The sequence below is a fragment of the Streptomyces sp. SID486 genome (assembly GCF_009865385.1).
Taxonomy (GTDB): Bacteria; Actinomycetota; Actinomycetes; order Streptomycetales; family Streptomycetaceae; genus Streptomyces.
Window position 1 is genome coordinate 1 of sequence record NZ_WWJT01000164.1, and the last position, 18,186, is coordinate 18,186.

Here is an 18,186-nt window from a genome sequence, read left to right on the forward strand (position 1 = left end):
CTCGCCGAGCGAGTGGCCGGCCGCGGCCGACGCGGGCCGCGGCACACCGGGCACCGCGCGCAGCCCCGGCGCGTAGGCCGCGTTCATCACGCTGCCCAGCAGCGCGATGCCGATGCCGGCACCGAGCTGGTAGGAGGTCTCGCCGATCGCCGCCGCGCCCCCGGCCCCCTCGGCCGGGGCCTCGCTGAGCATCGACTCGTACGCACCGAAGAGGGTGGTCTCCAGGCCGAAGCCGAGCAGCACGAAGCCGGCCAGGAGCAGGGCCGCGTCGTCGTCGCCGCCCATCGCCGTCAGGGTCAGCACCGCGACCGCCGTCAGGCAGAAGCCGGCGCACACCATCCGGCGCGGGCCGAAGCGGCGCAGCATGCGCGCGCCCGCCAGGCCGGCCGCCATGGCGGCGACGGTCAGGGGCAGCAGCCTGAGGCCGGTCTGCAGCGGCGACAGGCCGAGCACCAGTTGCAGGTACTGGGCGGCGATCAGCTCCAGGCCGACCAGCGCGAGCATGGCCAGCACGATGCAGCCCACCGAGGTGCTGAACGCGGGTCGGCGGAACATCCGCAGGTCCACCAGCGGATGGGGGTGCCGTCGCTGGCGCCGCACGAAGAGGAGGAGGAGGGCCACGCCGGCCAGCAGGGGCAGCAGGGTGAAGGGGCTCGCCGCCTCCCCGCCGCCCAGCCGCTTCACGCCGAGGACGGTGCCGAAGAGTCCGGCCGCCGCCGTCAGCGCACCGGTCACGTCCCAGGGGCCGTCGTGCTCGCCCCGCGACTCGGGCAGCAGCATCCGGCCCACCGGAAGGCTGACCAGCATCAGCGGGATGTTGATCAGGAAGACCGAGCCCCACCAGAAGTGCTCCAGCAGGAAGCCGCCGAGCAGCGGCCCGACCGCCGCGCCGACCGCCGCGACCGCGCTCCAAATGCCGATGGCGAGGGCGCGCTCGCGCCGGTCGGGGAAGACCTGACGCAGGATCGACAGGGTCGCCGGCATGATCATCGCGCCGCCGACGCCGAGCAGCGCGCGGGCGAGGATGAGTGTCTCGGCGCTCTGGGCGGACGCGGCCACGGCGGAGGCCACGCCGAAGAGGCCGTAGCCGAGCAGCAGGACGCGCCGGCGGCCGACCCGGTCGCCGAGGGTCCCGAAGAGGATCAGCAGCGAGGCGCAGACCAGCGGGTAGACGTCGACGATCCAGAGCAGTTCCACGGCGCCGGGCCTGAGGTCCTCGGTGACGGCGGGGACCGCCACGTGCAGCACGGTCGCGTCGAGCGCGACGAGCAGCAGGCTGGCACAGAGGACGACGAGAACCAGCCAGCGGCTCGCACCGGTCTGGTCCGCCCGACGGCGCTGCCGTACGGCAGCCGTGGTCGTCCCGGACATGTACGTACCTCCCAGATGATCCCTCGCGCAGGGCGGACCGACGGGGTGGGGACGCCCTGTCGTACGGCCGGAGCGAGCGGTGTCTCCGGCTCGCGGGGGCCCTCGCGGGTGACTCGTCAGCGTACGCGAGTTCACCGCGCGGTCACGTGGCGGACCTCTCACACGCACGACGGAACCCATGTGGCGTACACCACGCCACTTCCTCTTGACCATGACCCCGGGCCCGGCCCGGTCCGTCACGCCGTCGATAATCGAGCCCGTGACCGATCTTGAAACGCGCGTGGCCCCACCCCGCGCCCCTCTCCCGCGCCGGGCCGTCGTGGCCCTCCTGGGCTACGCGGGGGTCCGCGCCCTGGGGCTGGCCGTGCTCTTCGCGTGGAGCGCCGCGCGCGGCAAGAGCGGGTTCACCCTGCTGACCGCGCGCTGGGACGCGCTCTGGTACGCGCGGGTCGCCGAGCTGGGCTACGGCTACGAGGTGCGGCTGCCGAACGGCGACGTCCATTCCAATCTGGCGTTCTTCCCGCTGCTGCCGTGGCTGGAGCGGCTGCTGCACGCGCTCACCCCGCTGTCGTACGGGGGCGCCGGGTTCGCGGTGAGCCTGGCGGCCTCGCTCGCCGCGGCGGCCGGGATCTACGCGGTCGCGGAGCTGGTGCACGGGTCGCGCGTCGGCGTCTGTGCCGTGCTGCTGTGGGCCGTGCTGCCGGTGGGGATCGTGCAGTCGATGGCCTACAGCGAGTCACTGTTCACGGCACTCGCGGCCTGGTCGCTGTACGCGGTGCTGACCGGACGGTGGGTGAGCGCGGGCGCACTGGCGGCGCTGGCCGGGCTGACCCGGCCGGTGGGGGTGGCGGTGGTCGCCGCGGTGTGGACCGCAGGCGTGCTCTCGTTCGGGCGAGAGCGTGGTGCGAAACGCACGCCGGGCGCACTCCTGCCTTCGTACGCCCCCCGGTGGCGCCGAGCGCTCGGCATGCTGCTCGCTCCGCTCGGTGCCGCCGGTTACGTCCTCTGGGTCGGCCACCGCACCGGGGCGGGCCCGCTCGGATACCTGGACGTCCAGGCCGGGTGGCGCAACGGCTTCGACGGCGGTCATGCCTTCGCCCGCTTCGTGGCCGACAAGTTCACGTCGTTCCCGTCCGCCCTGGCCGGCCTCGGGCTGATCGCCGGCGTCGCCCTGCTCGTCTGGCTGTACGTCATCTGCGTGCGCGACCGTCAGCCGGTCGAGCTACTGGTGTACACGGGCGTCGTACTCGCCCTGGCCCTGTGTGCGTCGAGCTACTTCGGCTCCAAGCCGCGGCTGCTGATGCCGGCCTTCCCGGTGCTGCTGCCGCTCGCCCGCGCCCTGGCCCGGCCGCGCACCCTTCGATCGGCCCTGGTCACGGCCGCTTTGGCGGTCGCGGCGGCGGCCTACGGGGCTTTCTGGCTGAACGGCTCCGGTCCCCCGTGACCGACGCGTCCACCCGATGACGCCCCGGAGAATTCCACGCCAGGACCGGGTTAACGCATTCATAAGCGCCATATAAACAACACCCGGCATGATCAAAGGAATTGACCTGAGCACTCTCATCGGATTGCGGAATCCGGGGAATTCGGCCCTCCCTTGAGACCTTTCCCACATCACATCGTCATCACAAAGACGCTGTTTCGCCCGGGAACACAGCTCACTCGCTGTAACGTCGATTGGGTGCGTACCGAACGAAACCTCACCCGGCGTCTGGACCGGGTGTTCGCCAGACTGGACCGTGAGCCGGAACGACCGGCCCACATCGATGTGCCGAGGATGAGCCGGCACCGGGTCGTGCTGTTCTCGGCGACCCTGGCTTTCTACCTGGCGATCGTGTGGGCCGTGGTGACCACCTCCTGGCTCGTCCGGCTGGACTGGCAGGTCATGTTCTTCCGGCCGTACCAGCAGTGGCCCGAGATCCACGCCTTCCTCGACTACTACGTGGTGCTGGGCCAGCGCGGCCCCACCGCGGTGATGGTCGCGGCCTGGCTCGGCTGGCGCTCCTGGCGGCAGCACACGATCCGCCCGCTGCTGACGCTGGCCGCCTCCCTGCTGCTGCTGAACATCACGGTCGGCGCCGCCAAGCTCGGGATGGGGCGCCTCGGTCCGCACTACGCGACCATCATCGGCTCGAACGAGATGGGTCTCGGCGGCGATATATTTCCCAGCGGCCACACCGCCAACGCGGTCGTGACCTGGGGCATCCTGGCGTACCTGGCCTCCACTCCGAGAGCGCGCCGCTGGCTGTCGGCCCTCTCCGCGGTCACCTCGCTCGGCGTCGGCCTCACCACCGTCTACCTCGGCACGCACTGGCTGAGCGACGTGCTGCTGGGCTGGGCCGCGGGTCTGCTGATCCTGCTCGCGCTGCCCTGGTGCGAGCCGCTGATCGCCCGGACGGAGCTGTGGCTCTTCGACCTGCGCGACCTCTGGCGCGCCCGGCGCGGCCGGCCCGCCACCGAGCCCGCCGTCCCGGTCACGCCGGTCGTGCTCCTGCCCCGCGGCGCGCACACGGAGGAGCCGGTGCCGGTCCGCGAGCCGGTCTCCTCCACCCGGACCTCCCGGGGCGTGGCGCACCTGGCGCCCGGAGTGCACACGGTCCGTTCGGAACGCCCGGTCACCCCGGCGGGCAGCCGCCGCCCGCCGCACGCGGACCGGGTCCCGCGCGGTGCGTCCCAGCCGGCGGCCCGCCCCCTGACAGGCGGCTGACGCCCTCGACGCGACCACGGCGACGGGTCCGGTACGCACCACCACCCCGCGCCACGGCGAAGGCCCCGCTCCCGAGGAGGGAGCGGGGCCTTCGCCGTACGGGTGTGCGGACGGGCCGTCAGCCCTTCCAGGCGCGGGCCACCCGGCCGTCCCGTACCTCGAAGTTCAGCCGTCCGGCCCGGTACTCCATGGTGATGATCGCGCCCGGCGGCAGCGACCGTACCGTCGGCCAGCCGCGCTGCCGGGCGAGCCGCTCGGCGTGCGCGGCGTCGAGACCGACGTACCCGTCCGGGCTGTCCTGGGGCTCCGCTGGCGGAGTGGGAATCGGTGCCATGCCGCCACGCTAGTCGGGCACGGCCGGGTAAGAGAAGCATCCGGCCACCGTCACACTTCTGTCACAGCTTCCCGAACCGTGCTTGCCCCGAACTCCGTCACACGAACGGGGGTTTCCGTACGGCTCACCGGGGTAATCGAGCGAAATTCAGGTGCGCCGACGGCCCCCTGTGAATTATTGCGGAAAGGATCGCGGCGGGTACCGGGGGGCGGCTCCTCGGCGCGATTCCGCGCAATCCGGCGGGCTGTCACCGAGGCTGACACCACATGAGAATTTCACGGATTCACCACACCGCCGCCGGACGCCCTCTGTCGCAGCCGTGGCCCGGCGAGCATCATGACGTCAGCTCGCGGGCACGCGTGCCGCGGGCCGGGGGCACGGCCCCGGGGCGGGCCCGGGCGCGACGATGCGAAGGGGCGAGCGAGCGATGGGGACCGAGACCGTGAGAGCGGCGGCACGACCGGTGGGGCGCGGCCGGGGCGGCCGGCTGGTGGTGGACTGGCTCACCACCACCGACCACAAGAAGATCGGTCATCTGTACCTGATCACGGCGTTCGGGTTCTTCCTCGCCGGCGGTGTCATGGCGCTGCTGATGCGCGCGGAACTCGCCCGGCCGGGGCTGCAGCTCATGAACAACAACCAGTTCAACCAGCTTTTCACGCTGCACGGCACGATCATGCTGCTGCTCTTCGCGACCCCGAGCTTCGCGGGCTTCGCCAACGAGCTGATGCCGTTGCAGATCGGCGCCCCGGACGTCGCCTTCCCCCGGCTGAACATGCTGTCGTACTGGCTGTTCGCGTTCGGCGGGCTGATCGTGCTGGGCTCGCTGCTGGTACCGGACGGGCCGGCCGCCTTCGGCTGGTTCGCCTACGCGCCGCTCAACGACACCGCGCACTCCCCCGGCGTCGGCCCCGACCTGTGGATCATGGGGCTGGCGCTGTCCGGATTCGGCACGATCCTCGGCGCGGTCAACTTCGTCACCACGATCGTCGGGATGCGCGCGCCCGGCATGACGATGTTCCGGATGCCGATCTTCACCTGGAACACCCTGTTCACCTCGATCCTGATCCTGCTGGCGTTCCCGGTGCTGGCGGCGGCGCTGCTGGTGCTGGAGGCGGACCGCAGGTTCGGCTCCCAGGTGTTCGCGGCGGCCAACGGCGGCGCGCTGCTGTGGCAGCACCTGTTCTGGTTCTTCGGCCATCCCGAGGTCTACATCATCGCGCTGCCGTTCTTCGGGATCATCACCGAGATCATCCCGGTCTTCAGCCGCAAGCCGGTCTTCGGCTACCTGACGCTGGTCGGCGCGACCATGTCGATCACCGGACTGTCGATCGTGGTGTGGGCGCACCACATGTTCGCGACCGGTGCGGTGCTGCTGCCGTACTTCTCCTTCATGTCCTTCCTGATCGCGGTGCCGACGGGGGTGAAGTTCTTCAACTGGACCGGCACGATGATCAAGGGCTCGCTGTCCTTCGAGACGCCGATGCTGTGGTCGGTGGGGTTCCTGGTGACGTTCCTGTTCGGCGGCCTGACCGGGGTGATCCTGGCGTCCCCGCCGCTGGACTTACACGTCACGGACTCGTACTTCGTCGTCGCGCACTTCCACTACGTGGTCTTCGGCACGGTCGTCTTCGCGGTGTTCGGCGGTTTCTACTTCTGGTGGCCGAAGTTCACCGGCAAGATGCTGGACGAGCGGCTGGGGAAGATCCAGTTCTGGACGCTGTTCGTGGGCTTCCACACCACCTTCCTGGTGCAGCACTGGCTGGGCGCCGAGGGCATGCCGCGCCGGTACGCGGACTATCTGGCGGCCGACGGCTTCACCGCGCTCAACACGGTCTCGTCGATCGGCGCGTTCCTGCTGGGCCTGTCGACGCTGCCGTTCCTCTACAACGTCTGGAAGACCGCGCGGTACGGCGAGCCGGTCGGCACCGACGACCCCTGGGGCTACGGCCGCTCCCTGGAGTGGGCGACGTCCTGCCCGCCGCCCCGGCACAACTTCGTCACCCTGCCCAGGATCCGTTCGGAGTCCCCGGCGTTCGACCTGCACCACCCGGAGCACGCCGCCCGGACCCCGCAGCCCGAGCCGAAGAAGCACCAGGCCGGCGCCTCCTGACCAGGCGGCCGGCCCGGCCGGCGGCGCCTGCGGCGGCCGCCCTCCCGGGGCGGCCGCCGCAGGTCACGTCGTGGCGGGCGCTCAGAGCGCGAGGCGCTGGCCGGGCACGATCAGATCGGGGTCGTCGCCGATGACGGCCTGGTTGGCGGTGAAGATCCGCTCCCAGGAGATGCCGTGGCGGGCGGCGATGGTGCTCAGGGTGTCGCCCTCGCGGACGGTGTAGTCACCCCGGGAGGCGCTGCGGCCGGTGGCGGTCGCCGGGCGCGTCGTCGCCGGGGCCGACTCCGGCCGTACGGACTTCGACGGGGCGGACTGCGCTGTCGCGCCGCCCGTCGGTGCCGGCGTGCCGGAGGAGCCGGTGCGGTCCGCCGCCGGGGCGGCGCCGAAGGCTCCGGCCCGGCCCGAGCAGACCGGCCAGGCACCCCAGCCCTGGGCCTGCTGGACGTCGGTGGCGACGGCGATCTGCGCGCTCCTGGACGCCTGGTCGGCCGTCGCGGCGTAGGCGGTGCCGCCGTACGCGCGCCAGGTCGAGGCGGAGAACTGGAGCCCGCCGTAGTAGCCGTTGCCGGTGTTGATGTGCCAGTCGCCGCCGCTCTCGCACCGGGCGATGCGGTCCCACACCCCGTTGTCCGCCGCGGCGGCGTTGCCGGTCGCGGCCAGCAGGCCCAGCGGGGCGAGCAGGGCGGCTCCGGCGAGCGCGGCCGTCGTGCGCCCCTTGCGGGCACCCTCGGCGCGGGCGGTGTTGCGGGTGGTATCGGCACACTCGGACATGTAGTTCCCTCTCCACGTACCCGGGCTCCACCGAGGCGGAGCGCGCCTCGCCGCGTATGGCCGCGGTTCCTCGCGCCCGCCCCGTCCGCCGTGACCGGTGCCGGCGGTCGTGCTCTGCCTGGTGCCGGTCGGCGGACGTACCCGAGCGGTGCTCGTTGCACACGGCGGAGGAATGTATGGAGGGCACGGAGCCGGAATCAACCAACTCGCCGTCTCTCCAGGCCAGTTGGCTGTTACCGAGGGTATCGGCGATTTCCGGTCACCCACTACATCGTCTGATGTGCCGATTTTTCTACCACCCACTGAAGCGATCTGTGACCCACTTCACCCGTTCAAGTTCCTTGACGTCGCGCGAAGTTGACGGTGTGTGGCCGAATACGGACCAAAGGTGACCCTGCGCGGTGGGCGGCTCGAACCGGTCCGCCTCGGGGCGTGACTCCCACCACAGGACGTCCGTTGTCTTCTTCATGAGCCCGCAACCCCGGGGGCTCATCGGCCGGGAGCCACCCGGCCGACGCCCAGCACCGCATCCCGAGGGAGCCACCCGTGCCGCGCATGCTCGACGTCAGCGACGCCGTACGCGCCGAGATCGGCGACGAAGAAGCCGACCGGCTGCTCGCCGGAGAGAACGCCCCGGGCAGTTACGACTGCACGTCCTGTCGCACCCCGGGCGACTCCGAGCAGGAGCGCACCAGCACCGTCCTGTTCGTCGGTGACGAGACCGCCGTCCTCGCCTTCGCCCACGCCGGCTGCCTGCCCTCGCAGGTCGTCCAGGTGACGGAGGAGCAGTTGCGGGGCGCCGTCCGCTCCATCGGCACCGCCGACGGTGACATGGCCGGCGGTGCGCCGCACAAGGCCGTGCCCGAGCAGGCGGTGCTCGGCGTGACCAGCGGACTCGTCCTGATCGACGGCGAGCTGCACCCCGCGCTCGTCGTCGAGCCGACCTCCCCGATCGTGCGCCCGGGCACGACCGGCCTCGGCGACGACTTCCTTCCCCTGCTCATCGAACAGGGCTTCATGCCGGTGACCGAGCTGACCACCGTCCCTCCCGTACTGCACGGCTGGTCCGTCCTGCTGGCCATGGGCCAGCTGCACGCGGTGCTCCAGCCCGGGAACAGCGGTGGACAGCCGGTGGCCTGGTGGCAGGCGCACCAGCCGCTCCAGGTCACGGACAGCTGGCGGGCGGCGGCCAACAAGCACCAGCAGGTCCTGATGTTCGCCGCGCCCGTCGGGTCGATCGGCCGCCAGCCGCGTGAGGACCTGCTGCGGGACGCCCTGGACAAGGCCGCCGTGGGCGGGAAGCTGGTCGCCGCGGCGCTGCCGCTCGCCGGCACCTGAGCCCCGCCCGCCCGTCCGACCGCATCCCTTTCGATTCCCGGTCGTTTGGACATACGTGCACGCATACGACACTTCTCCCCGCCGGTCGTCCTTCTCCTCCGTCCCCTCCGCGAGGACGGCGCAGGAGCCGTCCGGCGGACCGTCGGCCACGCCGATCTACGACACGCTCTACGCGGAGTGGGTCAAGACCTTCCGCACCCTGCCGGGCGACCGCAGCGGTGAGGAGGAGCTGAGGTTCAGCGCCTTCGGGGAGTTCCCCGACGGTTCGGGCGGGTACGGCGGCCACCGGGCGGGGTCGTTCAGCAGCTCCTACAGCGCCTACAGCGCGGGGGCCTACAGCGCCCGGCAGCAGTCGCAGTGGCAGCGGGTCGGCACGCTCGGACGGCCGCAGGAGACCGGGATGGGTTACGTCCCGGCCGCCGCCCTGCCGCCGGGCCCCCGCCGCGGCGTGTGACGGGCCCGCGTACGGCGTGAGGGGCGGCCCCCGGAGAACCGGGGGCCGCCCCTCACGCCGTACCGTCGCTTCTACTTCTTCTTCGCGCCGCGCTTCTCGCGCACCCGCACCGAGATGTGGATCGGGGTGCCCTCGAAGCCGAACTCCTCGCGCAGCCGGCGCTCGATGAAGCGCCGGTAGCCCGCCTCGATGAAGCCGGAGGCGAAGAGCACGAACCGCGGCGGCTTGGTGCCGGCCTGGGTGCCGAACAGGATGCGCGGCTGCTTGCCGCCCCGAACGGGGTGCGGGTGGGCCGAGACCAGCTCGCCGAGGAAGGCGTTCAGCCGGCCGGTGGGGACGCGGGTCTCCCAGCCGGCGAGGGCGGTCTCGATCGCCGGGACCAGCTTCTCCATGTGGCGGCCGGTGCGCGCGGAGACGTTCACCCGCGGGGCCCACGCCACCTGGCCCAGCTCGGTCTCGATCTCCCGCTCCAGGTAGTAGCGGCGCTCCTCGTCCAGGGTGTCCCACTTGTTGAAGGCGAGGACGACCGCGCGGCCCGCCTCCACGGCCATGGTGACGATGCGCTGGTCCTGGACCGAGATGTTCTCGGAGGCGTCGATCAGGATGACGGCGACCTCGGCCTTCTCCACGGCGGCGGCCGTGCGCAGGGAGGCGTAGTAGTCGGCGCCCTGCTGGAGGTGGACGCGCTTGCGGATGCCGGCGGTGTCGACGAACTTCCAGGTCACCCCGCCGAGTTCGATCAGCTCGTCGACCGGGTCGCGGGTGGTGCCCGCCAGCTCGTTGACGACGACGCGCTCCTCGCCCGCGACCTTGTTCAGCAGGGAGGACTTGCCGACGTTCGGACGGCCGATGAGCGCGATGCGGCGGGGGCCGCCGACGCCCGTGCCGAAGGACTGCTCGGGCGCGTCCGGCAGGACCTCCAGGACGGCGTCGAGCATGTCGCCCGTCCCCCGGCCGTGCAGGGCCGAGACCGGGTGGGGCTCGCCGAGGCCCAGGTTCCACAGGTAGGACGCGTCGGCCTCACCGCTCGGACCGTCGACCTTGTTGGCGCACAGCACGACCGGCTTGCCGGCCTTGCGCAGCAGCCGTACGACCGCCTCGTCGGTGTCGGTCGCGCCGACCTTGGCGTCGACCACGAAGACGACCGCGTCGGCCGCCTCGATCGCGTACTCGGCCTGCGCGGCGACGGAGGCGTCGATACCGAGGACGTCCTGCTCCCAGCCGCCGGTGTCGACGACCTTGAAGCGGCGGCCGGCCCACTCGGCCTCGTAGGTGACGCGGTCGCGGGTGACGCCCGGCTTGTCCTCGACGACCGCCTCACGGCGGCCGATCATCCGGTTCACCAGGGTCGATTTGCCGACATTGGGACGGCCGACGACGGCGAGCACGGGCAGCGGACCGTGGCCCGCCGCCTCGATGGCGCCCTCGACGTCCTCGACGTCGAAGCCCTCTTCCGCGGCGAGCTCCATGAACTGCGCGTACTCGGCGTCGCCGAGAGCCCCGTGCTCGTACTCGTGCTCGGCCGAGCCGTCGGGCTGGATGTCGTCGTTCATGAAGTCCGTACCTCGTTGTTCATCGTGGTGATCGGTGGAGCACCCCTCGTGGGCTGATCCACTACTCAAGTGTCGCCTAGCGCCCGGTCAGGCGCCTGGCGTTTTCCAGGTGGCTGGTGAGCTGCTTCTGGATGCGTTCGGTCGCCTCGTCCAGCGCCGCGCGGGTCCGCCGCCCGGACCCGTCGCCCGCCTCGAAGGGGTCACCGAAGACGACGTCGACGGCGGAGCGCAGCGGCGGCAGCGCCTTGACCAGCCGGCCCGGGCGCCCGGAGCTTCCCAGCACCGCCACCGGCACGACCGGCGCCCCGCTGCGGACGGCGAAGTAGGCGAGCCCGGCGCGCAGCGCGGCGAAGTCGCCCTGGCCCCGGGTGCCCTCCGGGAAGATGCCCAGCACCCCGCCGGCCGACAGCACGCCGAGGGCCTGGGTGATGGCGGTGCGGTCGGCGGCGTTGCGGTCCACCTTCACCTGGCCGATGCCGGTCAGAAAGGCGTCCAGCGGGCCGATGAAGGCTTCCCTCTTGATCAGGAAGTGGGTGGGGCGGGGTGCCACGCCCATCACCATCGGGCCGTCGATGTTGTGGGAGTGGTTCACGGCCAGGATGACCGGGCCGCAGGCCGGCACCTTCCAGGCGCCGAGCACCCGCGGCTTCCACAGTCCGTACATGAGGCCGACGCCGATTCTCCGGCCGACCTCGGCCCCCCGCTCGGAGGGAACCGGTGGAAGGCTCACTTCCCGGCTCGCTTCTCCTCGACCAGGGTGACGACGCACTCGATGACCTGGGCGAGGGTGAGCAGGGTGGTGTCGACCTCGACCGCGTCGTCGGCCTTGGCGAGCGGGGAGGTCTTGCGGCTGGAGTCGGCCGCGTCGCGCTTGATCAGCGCCTCGCGGGTGGCGTCGACGTCGGCGCCCTTCAGCTCGCCGCTGCGGCGGGCCGCACGGGCCTCCGGCGAGGCGGTGAGGAAGATCTTCAGGTCGGCGTCGGGGAGGACGGTCGTACCGATGTCCCGGCCCTCGACCACGATGCCCCGCTCGGCGCCGGTGGCCAGCGAGCGCTGCAGCTCGGTGATCCGCGCGCGCACCTCGGGCACCGCGCTGACCGCGCTGACCCGGGAGGTGACCTCCTGGGTGCGGATCGGACCGGACACGTCCACGCCGTCGACCGTGATCGTGGGGCCGGCCGGGTCGGTGCCGGAGAGGATCTCCGGCTTGCCGGCGACGGCGGCGATGGCGGTCGGGTCGTCCAGGTCGATGCCGTTGGTCACCATCCACCAGGTGATGGCCCGGTACTGGGCACCGGTGTCCAGGTAGCTGAGGCCGAGCTGGGCGGCCACGGCCTTCGACGTGCTCGACTTGCCCGTGCCGGAGGGACCGTCGATCGCGACGATCACGGGCCTGGCGGTCGGGGCGGCGCCGTTTTCCACGGAGGACACCTTCCTGGTGAAGGGTGGTGAGCGGGGGCGGGGGCGCGAGGGCGCCCCGGACAAGGTTACTGGCTCGCGGGAGGCGCCCTCGCCGGGCGTCACTGGCGCAGTGCCCAGCCCCGCTCGCGCAGTGCCTCCCGCAGCGACGCCGCCGCCTTCGGCTCGACCATGAGCTGCATCAGACCGGCCTGCTGTCCCGTCGCGTGCTCGATGCGGACGTCCTCGATGTTGACGCCGGCCCGGCCCGCGTCGGCGAAGATGCGGGCCAGCTGGCCGGGCTGGTCGTCGATGAGGACGACGACGGTCTCGTACACACGCGGGGCGCTGCCGTGCTTGCCGGGTACCCGCACCTGTCCGGCGTTCCCGCGGCGCAGCACGTCCTCGATGCCGGCGCTGCCCTTGCTCCGCTCGACCTCGTCGGAGGACTGCAGGGCGCGCAGCGCGCGGACCGTCTCGTCCAGGTCGCCGGCGACGTCGGAGAGCAGGTCGGCGACGGGGCCGGGGTTCGCGGACAGGATGTCGATCCACATGCGCGGGTCGGAGGCGGCGATGCGGGTCACGTCCCGGACGCCCTGACCGCACAGCCGTACGGCTGCCTCCTCGGCGTGCTCCAGGCGGGCGGCGACCATGCTGGACACCAGGTGGGGCATGTGGGAGACGAGGGCGACGGCGCGGTCGTGGGCGTCGGCGTCCATGACGACCGGGACGGCCCGGCAGTGCGAGACCAGCTCCAGGGCGAGGTTCAGCACCTCGGTGTCGGTGTCCCGGGTCGGGGTGAGCACCCAGGGGCGCCCCTCGAAGAGGTCGGCGGTGGCGGCCAGCGGGCCGGACTTCTCCCGGCCGGACATGGGGTGGGTGCCGAGGTACGCGGACAGGTCCAGGCCGAGCGCCTCCAGCTCACGGCGGGGACCGCCCTTGACGCTGGCGACGTCCAGGTAGCCGCGGGCCACGCCCCGGCGCATCGCGTCGGCGAGGACGCGGGCCACGTGGGCGGGCGGGGCGGCGACGAGCGCCAGGTCGACCGGGCCCCCGGGGGCCTCGTCGGTGCCGGCGCCCAGCGCGGCGGCCGTGCGGGCCTGCTCGGGGTCGTGGTCCTCCAGGTGGACGGTGACCCCGCGCCCGGCGAGCGCGAGGGCGGCGGAGGTGCCGATCAGGCCGGTGCCGATGACGAGTGCGGTTCTCACTGGGCGATGTCCTTGCGCAGGGCCGCGGCGGCGCCGAGGTAGACGTGGTGGATGTCGGCGCGCTGCCGGTCCGACTCGATGTGCGCGAGGATCCGCACGACCCGCGGCATGGCGCCCGCGATGTCCAGTTCCTGGGCGCAGATGAGGGGGACGTCCACGATGCCCAGCTTGCGGGCGGCGGCGGCCGGGAAGTCGCTGTGCAGGTCGGGGGTGGCCGTGAACCAGATGCTGATCAGGTCGTCGGCGGTCAGCCCGTTCCGCTCCAGGACGGCGGTCAGCAGCGCTCCGACCTGCTCGTCCATGTGACCGGCCTCGTCCCGCTCCAGTTGGACGGCCCCCCGGACCGCTCGTACCGCCACGGCGCTGCTCCTCGCTGACATGTGCTGCTGTTCTTGGTCCGTCCAGCGTAGTCAGCCCGCGCGGTACGGGCGCGCGCCGCCCGCTCGCTGAGACGATGCGGAAAGTCCGGTATTCCCCTTTCCAGCAGGTTGTACGGAGGTCTTGACATGACCCAGTCCGCGTCACGGCGCACGGTCCTCACCACGGGCGCAGGCGCGCTCGCCCTGGGATGCGTGGGGTGCGGCGCCGGCAAGGACGGCGGCACCACGGCGCCGGCGTCCCCCACCGGCACGGAGACGTCCCACGCGGGGATGGACGGAATGGAGACGTCCCCCGCCGCGCAGGACGCGTCCCCGGCCGGAAAGCGGCTGGCGGGGACCGGAGACATCCCGGAGGGCGGCGGAAAGATCTTCGCCGAGCAGAAGATCGTGGTCACCCAGCCGAAGAAGGGTGACTTCAAGGCGTTCTCCGCCGTCTGCACGCACCAGGGCTGCACGGTGAGCCGGGTGGCTGACGGCACCATCGACTGCCCGTGCCACGGCAGCAGGTTCCACATCGCCGACGGTTCGGTGGCCCACGGGCCCGCCACCCGGCCCCTGGGCAAGGAGTCGATCACGGTGTCGGGAAATTCGATCCACCTGGCCTGAGCTGGCCGCGTACGCTCCGGGAATGCAGCCGCAGGACCTCGTACGCGCTCACACCGTCTACGCCTGTGTCATGGGCTCCCGCGCCTTCGGCCTGGCGACGGACGCCAGCGACACCGACCGGCGCGGGGTGTTCCTCGCCCCCACCGCACTGTACTGGCGGTTCGAGAAGCCGCCCACGCATGTGGAGGGACCGGGCGAGGAGCGCTTCTCCTGGGAGCTGGAGCGCTTCTGCGAGCTGGCGCTGCGCGGCAACCCGAACATCCTGGAGTGCCTGCACTCCCCCCTGGTGGAGCACGTGGACGACACCGGCCGCGAGCTGCTGTCCCTGCGCGGCGCCTTCCTGTCCCGGCGGGTCCACGACACCTTCGGCCGCTATGCCCTCGGCCAGCGCAGGAAGCTGGACGCCGACGTCCGCACGACCGGCGCCCCCCGCTGGAAGCACGCGATGCACCTGCTGCGGCTGCTGATGTCGGCGCGGGACCTGCTGCGCTCCGGCGAGCTGCGCATCGACGTCGGCGAGCAGCGTGAGCCCCTGCTGGCCGTGAAGCGCGGCGAGGTCCCGTGGGCGCGGGTGGAGGCGTGGACGGTGCGGCTGGCGGCCGAGGCCGAGGAGGCGCTGCGGGGCAGCCCGCTGCCGCCGGAGCCGGACCAGGCGCGCGTGGCCGGCTTCCTGCACCGGGTGCGCCGGGACTCGGCCCTGCGGTCACCGTCCCCTGCGGCCGTCGCACCGACGGGCGCGGGGGACGGTGACCCGGGCCAGGCGCTCTAGAGGTCGACTTCCTGCATCAGCATGCCGACCTCGGTGTTCGACAGGCGGCGCAGCCAGCCCGACTTCTGGTCGCCCAGGGTGATCGGGCCGAAGGAGGTGCGCACCAGCTTCTCGACGGGGAAGCCGGCCTCGGCGAGCATGCGGCGCACGATGTGCTTGCGGCCCTCGTGCAGGGTCACCTCGACCAGGTAGTTCTTCCCGGTCTGCTCCACCACCCGGAAGTGGTCCGCGCGCGCGTAGCCGTCCTCCAGCTGGATGCCGTCCTTCAGGCGCTTGCCGAGGTCGCGCGGGATCGGGCCGACGATGGCCGCGAGGTAGGTCTTCTTCACGCCGTACTTCGGGTGCGTGAGGCGGTGCGCCAGCTCGCCGTGGTTGGTGAGCAGGATGACACCCTCGGTCTCGGTGTCCAGCCGGCCGACGTGGAACAGCCGCGTCTCACGGTTGGTGACGTAGTCCCCGAGGCACTGCCGCCCCTCCGGGTCCTCCATGGTCGACACGACACCGGCGGGCTTGTTCAGCGAGAAGAACTGGTACGACTGCGTCGCCACCGTCAGGCCGTCGACCTTGACCTCGTCCTTCTCGGGGTCGACCCGGCGGCCCTGCTCCAGCACGATCTCGCCGTTGATCTCGACCCGGGCCTGCTCGATCAGCTCCTCGCAGGCCCGCCGGGAGCCGTAGCCCGCGCGGGCGAGCACCTTCTGCAGCCGCTCGCCCTCCTGCTCGGCGCCGGGGAAGGTCTTGGGGAGCTTGACGTCCTTCTTGCCGGCGTACCGCTCCCGGTTGCGCTCCTCGACCCGCGTCTCGTACTCGCGCGAGCGGGCCGGCTCGGTACGGCCGCCCTGCTGGGGCCGCTTCGGGCCGCCCTTGGCGCCGCCGCGGGCCGCGCCGCCGCGCCCGGCCTTCGGGCCGTCCTTGGTGGCCCCGGGGCCCACGTCGTAGCGGCGCTCCTCGGGGCGGGGCTTGCGGGGACGTCCCTGCCCCTGCTTCTGGTCCCTGTCGTTGCCGGCACCGCGGTAGTTACCGCGCCCGCCGCTCTTGCCGCTGCCGCTGCTTCGCATCAAGGTTTCCGTCTTAGTCGTCTGCGTCCTGACCGCCGGGCGCGTCGGGCGCGTCCGGGTCGAACGACGGGACCCCCTCCTGGGTTTCGGCCTCGATCGCCTCCGCCTCGGGGAGGAAGGGCGCGAGTTCCGGAAGCTCGTCCAGGCCGCGCAGGCCTATCCGCTCCAGGAAGTAGTTCGTCGTCCTGTACAGGATCGCACCTGTTTCGGGTTCCGCGCCCGCCTCCTCGACCAGACCGCGCTGGAGCAGGGTGCGCATGACGCCGTCACAGTTCACCCCGCGCACGGCCGAGACGCGGCTGCGGCTGACCGGCTGGCGGTAGGCGACCACCGCGAGGGTCTCCAGTGCCGCCTGGGTGAGCCGGGCGGTCTGGCCGTCCAGCACCAGCCGCTCGACGGCGGGCGCGTAGGCGGCGCGGGTGTAGAAGCGCCAGCCGCCGGCCACGAACCGCAGCTCGAAGCCCCGGCCCTGCACGGTGTACTCGTCGGCCAGCTCGCGCAGCGCGTCCGCGACCTGCCGTTTCGGCCGCTCCAGCAGCTTCGCCAGGTGTTCCTCCGTGGCGGGCTCGTCCACGACCATGAGCATCGCCTCCAGGGCGGGCTTGAGGTCGAGGCCGGCCACGGTCCTCGGACCGGCCGGGATCCGGGCGCTCTCCTCGCTCATGCCTTCTTCTCCTCCACACGCCTCTCGGGCGGCCGGTCGAACTCGTCCGTGACCCTGGGCGCGGTGTCGGCGTCGCCGCCGGTCCAGCGCACCGTCAGCTCCCCGAGGGCGGTCTCCTGGTCCAGGGCGACGGCCTTCTCCCGGTACAGCTCCAGCAGGGCGAGGAACCGGGCCACGACGGTGAGCGTGTCCTCGGTGTCCTCGATCAGCACCCGGAAGCTCGCCTCACCCAGCTCCCGCAGCCGCGCGACCACGAGCCCCGCCTGCTCCTGGACGCTGACCAGGGGTGCGTGGATGTGGTCGACGTACACCTGCGGTTTCGGTCTGGGCTGCATCGCCTTGACCGCGAGCCGGGCGAACCCCTCGGGGCCGATGCTGATGACGACCTCGGGCAGCAGCTCGGCGTGCTCGGGTTCGAGGCCGACCGTACGGGGGAAGCGCCGGGCCTCGTCGTCCAGGCGCCGGTCGAAGATGTCGGCGATCTGTTTGTACGCGCGGTACTGCAGCAGCCGCGCGAACAGCAGGTCCCGGGCCTCCAGCAGGGCGAGGTCGGCCTCGTCCTCCACCTCGGCGGCGGGCAGCAGCCGGGCGGCCTTGAGGTCGAGCAGGGTGGCCGCCACGACGAGGAACTCGGTCGTCTGGTCCAGGTCCCAGTCGGGTCCCATCGCCCGGATGTGGGCCATGAACTCGTCGGTGACCTTGGACAGAGCGACCTCGGTGACGTCCAGCTTGTGCTTGGAGATCAGCTGGAGGAGCAGGTCGAAGGGGCCCTCGAAGTTGGCGAGCCGCACCGTGAAGACGCCGTCGGGAGCGTCCTGCGCCGCCCCGCCCGCCACGGTCGCCGGCCCGGAAGCCTCGGGCCCCGCCCCGGCGGCCTCGGGCTCGCGCTCGGGGGTCGACGGCTGTGGTGCGGGCATCTCGGGCTCGCGCTCGGGAGTCGCGGGCTGTGGTGCGGGTGCCTCGGGCTCGCGTTCGGGAGTCGGGGCCTGTGGTGCGGGTGCCTCGGGCTCGCGCTCGGGGGTCCGGCGCTGTGGTGCGGGTGCCTCGGGTTCGTTCGTGGGTGTGGCCGGCTCGGTCCCCGCTTCCCGTGGCGGTGCCGTCGGCCCCCGCCCCAGCGCACGCCGACGGCCGGCGGGGGCGCCGGGGGCAGGGGCTTCGTTCGAGGTCATCGCCCCGGCAGGCTACCGCTACCGCCCGCGCAGCCGTCGTACGAGGATGCTCGCGTCCCCGCGGGACTCCAGGTCGGCCAGGACCACGGCCACCGCCTCGCGGACGATCCGCCCGCGGTCCACCGCGAGCCCGTGCTCGCCGCGGAGCACCAGGCGTGCGTGCTCCAGGTCCATCAGTTCCTCGGCCGAGACGTACACGGTGATCTTCTCGTCGTGCCGCTCGCGCCCGCTGGGCCGCCGGGCCGCAGCCCGCCCGCGCTTGCGCGGCTGCGCGGCGTCCGGGCCTTCCGGCG

18 protein-coding genes and 1 pseudogene are annotated in these 18,186 nt (G+C 72.4%); 7 read left to right on the forward strand and 12 right to left on the reverse strand.

Features of this window, described 5'->3' with window-relative positions; genetic code table 11:
* Positions 1–1,371: MFS transporter (locus GT045_RS07625; RefSeq protein ID WP_161333697.1), on the reverse strand; the 1,371-nt coding region annotated here is incomplete at its 3' end.
* 259 nt (positions 1,372–1,630) lie between these two features.
* Between GT045_RS07625 and GT045_RS07635 the strand changes: the two genes are divergently transcribed.
* A complete protein-coding gene (locus tag GT045_RS07635) occupies positions 1,631–2,815 on the forward strand; it encodes a mannosyltransferase family protein (protein ID WP_161333698.1) in 1,185 nt (394 codons plus the stop codon).
* A 237-nt stretch (positions 2,816–3,052) separates the two neighbouring features.
* The gene (locus tag GT045_RS07640; protein ID WP_161333699.1) at positions 3,053–4,078 is read left to right on the forward strand and encodes a phosphatase PAP2 family protein; all 1,026 of its coding nucleotides are present in this window, start codon (positions 3,053–3,055) and stop codon (positions 4,076–4,078) included.
* A gap of 118 nt (positions 4,079–4,196) precedes the next feature.
* Here the strand turns inward: GT045_RS07640 and GT045_RS07645 are convergent, their stop codons facing one another.
* Positions 4,197–4,412 (reverse strand): I78 family peptidase inhibitor, encoded by a 216-nt coding sequence (locus GT045_RS07645; protein WP_161287035.1) that lies wholly within the window; start codon positions 4,410–4,412, stop codon positions 4,197–4,199.
* 427 nt (positions 4,413–4,839) lie between these two features.
* On the opposite strand from GT045_RS07645, the gene ctaD reads away from it, so the two are divergent.
* Positions 4,840–6,525, forward strand: coding sequence for a cytochrome c oxidase subunit I (gene ctaD, locus GT045_RS07650; protein WP_161333700.1), 1,686 nt, complete (start codon positions 4,840–4,842; stop codon positions 6,523–6,525).
* Positions 6,526–6,606: 81 nt separating this feature from the next.
* Here ctaD and GT045_RS07655 read toward each other — a convergent pair whose 3' ends face one another.
* A complete protein-coding gene (locus tag GT045_RS07655; protein WP_161287037.1) occupies positions 6,607–7,296 on the reverse strand; it encodes a transglycosylase family protein in 690 nt (229 codons plus the stop codon).
* A gap of 546 nt (positions 7,297–7,842) precedes the next feature.
* Here GT045_RS07655 and GT045_RS07660 point away from each other — a divergent pair.
* Positions 7,843–8,634 (forward strand): hypothetical protein, encoded by a 792-nt coding sequence (locus tag GT045_RS07660; protein WP_161333701.1) that lies wholly within the window; start codon positions 7,843–7,845, stop codon positions 8,632–8,634.
* 55 nt (positions 8,635–8,689) lie between these two features.
* Entirely contained in the window at positions 8,690–9,088 is a 399-nt protein-coding gene (locus GT045_RS07665) for a hypothetical protein (RefSeq protein ID WP_161287039.1), read from the forward strand.
* A 71-nt stretch (positions 9,089–9,159) separates the two neighbouring features.
* On the opposite strand, the gene der is transcribed toward GT045_RS07665, so the two are convergent.
* The 5 genes from der to aroH form a co-directional block, all read right to left on the reverse strand.
* A complete protein-coding gene (gene der / locus GT045_RS07670) occupies positions 9,160–10,641 on the reverse strand; it encodes a ribosome biogenesis GTPase Der (protein ID WP_161333702.1) in 1,482 nt (493 codons plus the stop codon).
* Positions 10,642–10,717: 76 nt separating this feature from the next.
* Entirely contained in the window at positions 10,718–11,305 is a 588-nt protein-coding gene (locus tag GT045_RS07675; RefSeq protein WP_202514923.1) for a lysophospholipid acyltransferase family protein, read from the reverse strand.
* Between the two features lie 62 nt (positions 11,306–11,367).
* Positions 11,368–12,063: a (d)CMP kinase gene (gene cmk, locus GT045_RS07680; RefSeq protein WP_161333703.1), complete on the reverse strand. Its 696-nt coding sequence runs from the start codon at positions 12,061–12,063 to the stop codon at positions 11,368–11,370.
* Between the two features lie 98 nt (positions 12,064–12,161).
* A complete protein-coding gene (locus GT045_RS07685) occupies positions 12,162–13,247 on the reverse strand; it encodes a prephenate dehydrogenase (RefSeq protein ID WP_161333704.1) in 1,086 nt (361 codons plus the stop codon).
* Positions 13,244–13,606: a chorismate mutase gene (gene aroH / locus GT045_RS07690; protein ID WP_161297845.1), complete on the reverse strand. Its 363-nt coding sequence runs from the start codon at positions 13,604–13,606 to the stop codon at positions 13,244–13,246. The genes GT045_RS07685 and aroH overlap by 4 nt, the downstream gene beginning before the upstream one ends.
* A gap of 147 nt (positions 13,607–13,753) precedes the next feature.
* Here aroH and GT045_RS07695 point away from each other — a divergent pair, with 147 nt between their 5' ends.
* On the forward strand, positions 13,754–14,233 hold the full coding sequence (locus GT045_RS07695; protein WP_161297846.1) for a Rieske (2Fe-2S) protein: 480 nt from the start codon (positions 13,754–13,756) through the stop codon (positions 14,231–14,233).
* Between the two features lie 22 nt (positions 14,234–14,255).
* Complete coding sequence (locus tag GT045_RS07700; protein ID WP_161297847.1) at positions 14,256–15,002, forward strand: nucleotidyltransferase domain-containing protein; 747 nt, start codon at positions 14,256–14,258, stop codon at positions 15,000–15,002.
* Here the strand turns inward: GT045_RS07700 and GT045_RS07705 are convergent.
* The 4 genes and pseudogenes from GT045_RS07705 to GT045_RS07720 form a co-directional block, all read right to left on the reverse strand.
* Entirely contained in the window at positions 14,999–16,060 is a 1,062-nt protein-coding gene (locus GT045_RS07705; protein ID WP_161297848.1) for a pseudouridine synthase, read from the reverse strand. The two genes, GT045_RS07700 and GT045_RS07705, sit on opposite strands and share 4 nt — an antisense overlap.
* A 13-nt stretch (positions 16,061–16,073) precedes the next feature.
* Complete coding sequence (gene scpB / locus GT045_RS07710; protein WP_161333705.1) at positions 16,074–16,724, reverse strand: SMC-Scp complex subunit ScpB; 651 nt, start codon at positions 16,722–16,724, stop codon at positions 16,074–16,076.
* Positions 16,721–17,893, reverse strand: coding sequence for a segregation/condensation protein A (locus GT045_RS07715; protein ID WP_161333706.1), 1,173 nt, complete (start codon positions 17,891–17,893; stop codon positions 16,721–16,723). Before GT045_RS07715 ends, scpB begins: the two co-directional genes overlap by 4 nt.
* 18 nt (positions 17,894–17,911) lie before the next feature.
* Positions 17,912–18,186: pseudogene (locus GT045_RS07720) on the reverse strand (hypothetical protein); the annotation flags it as partial.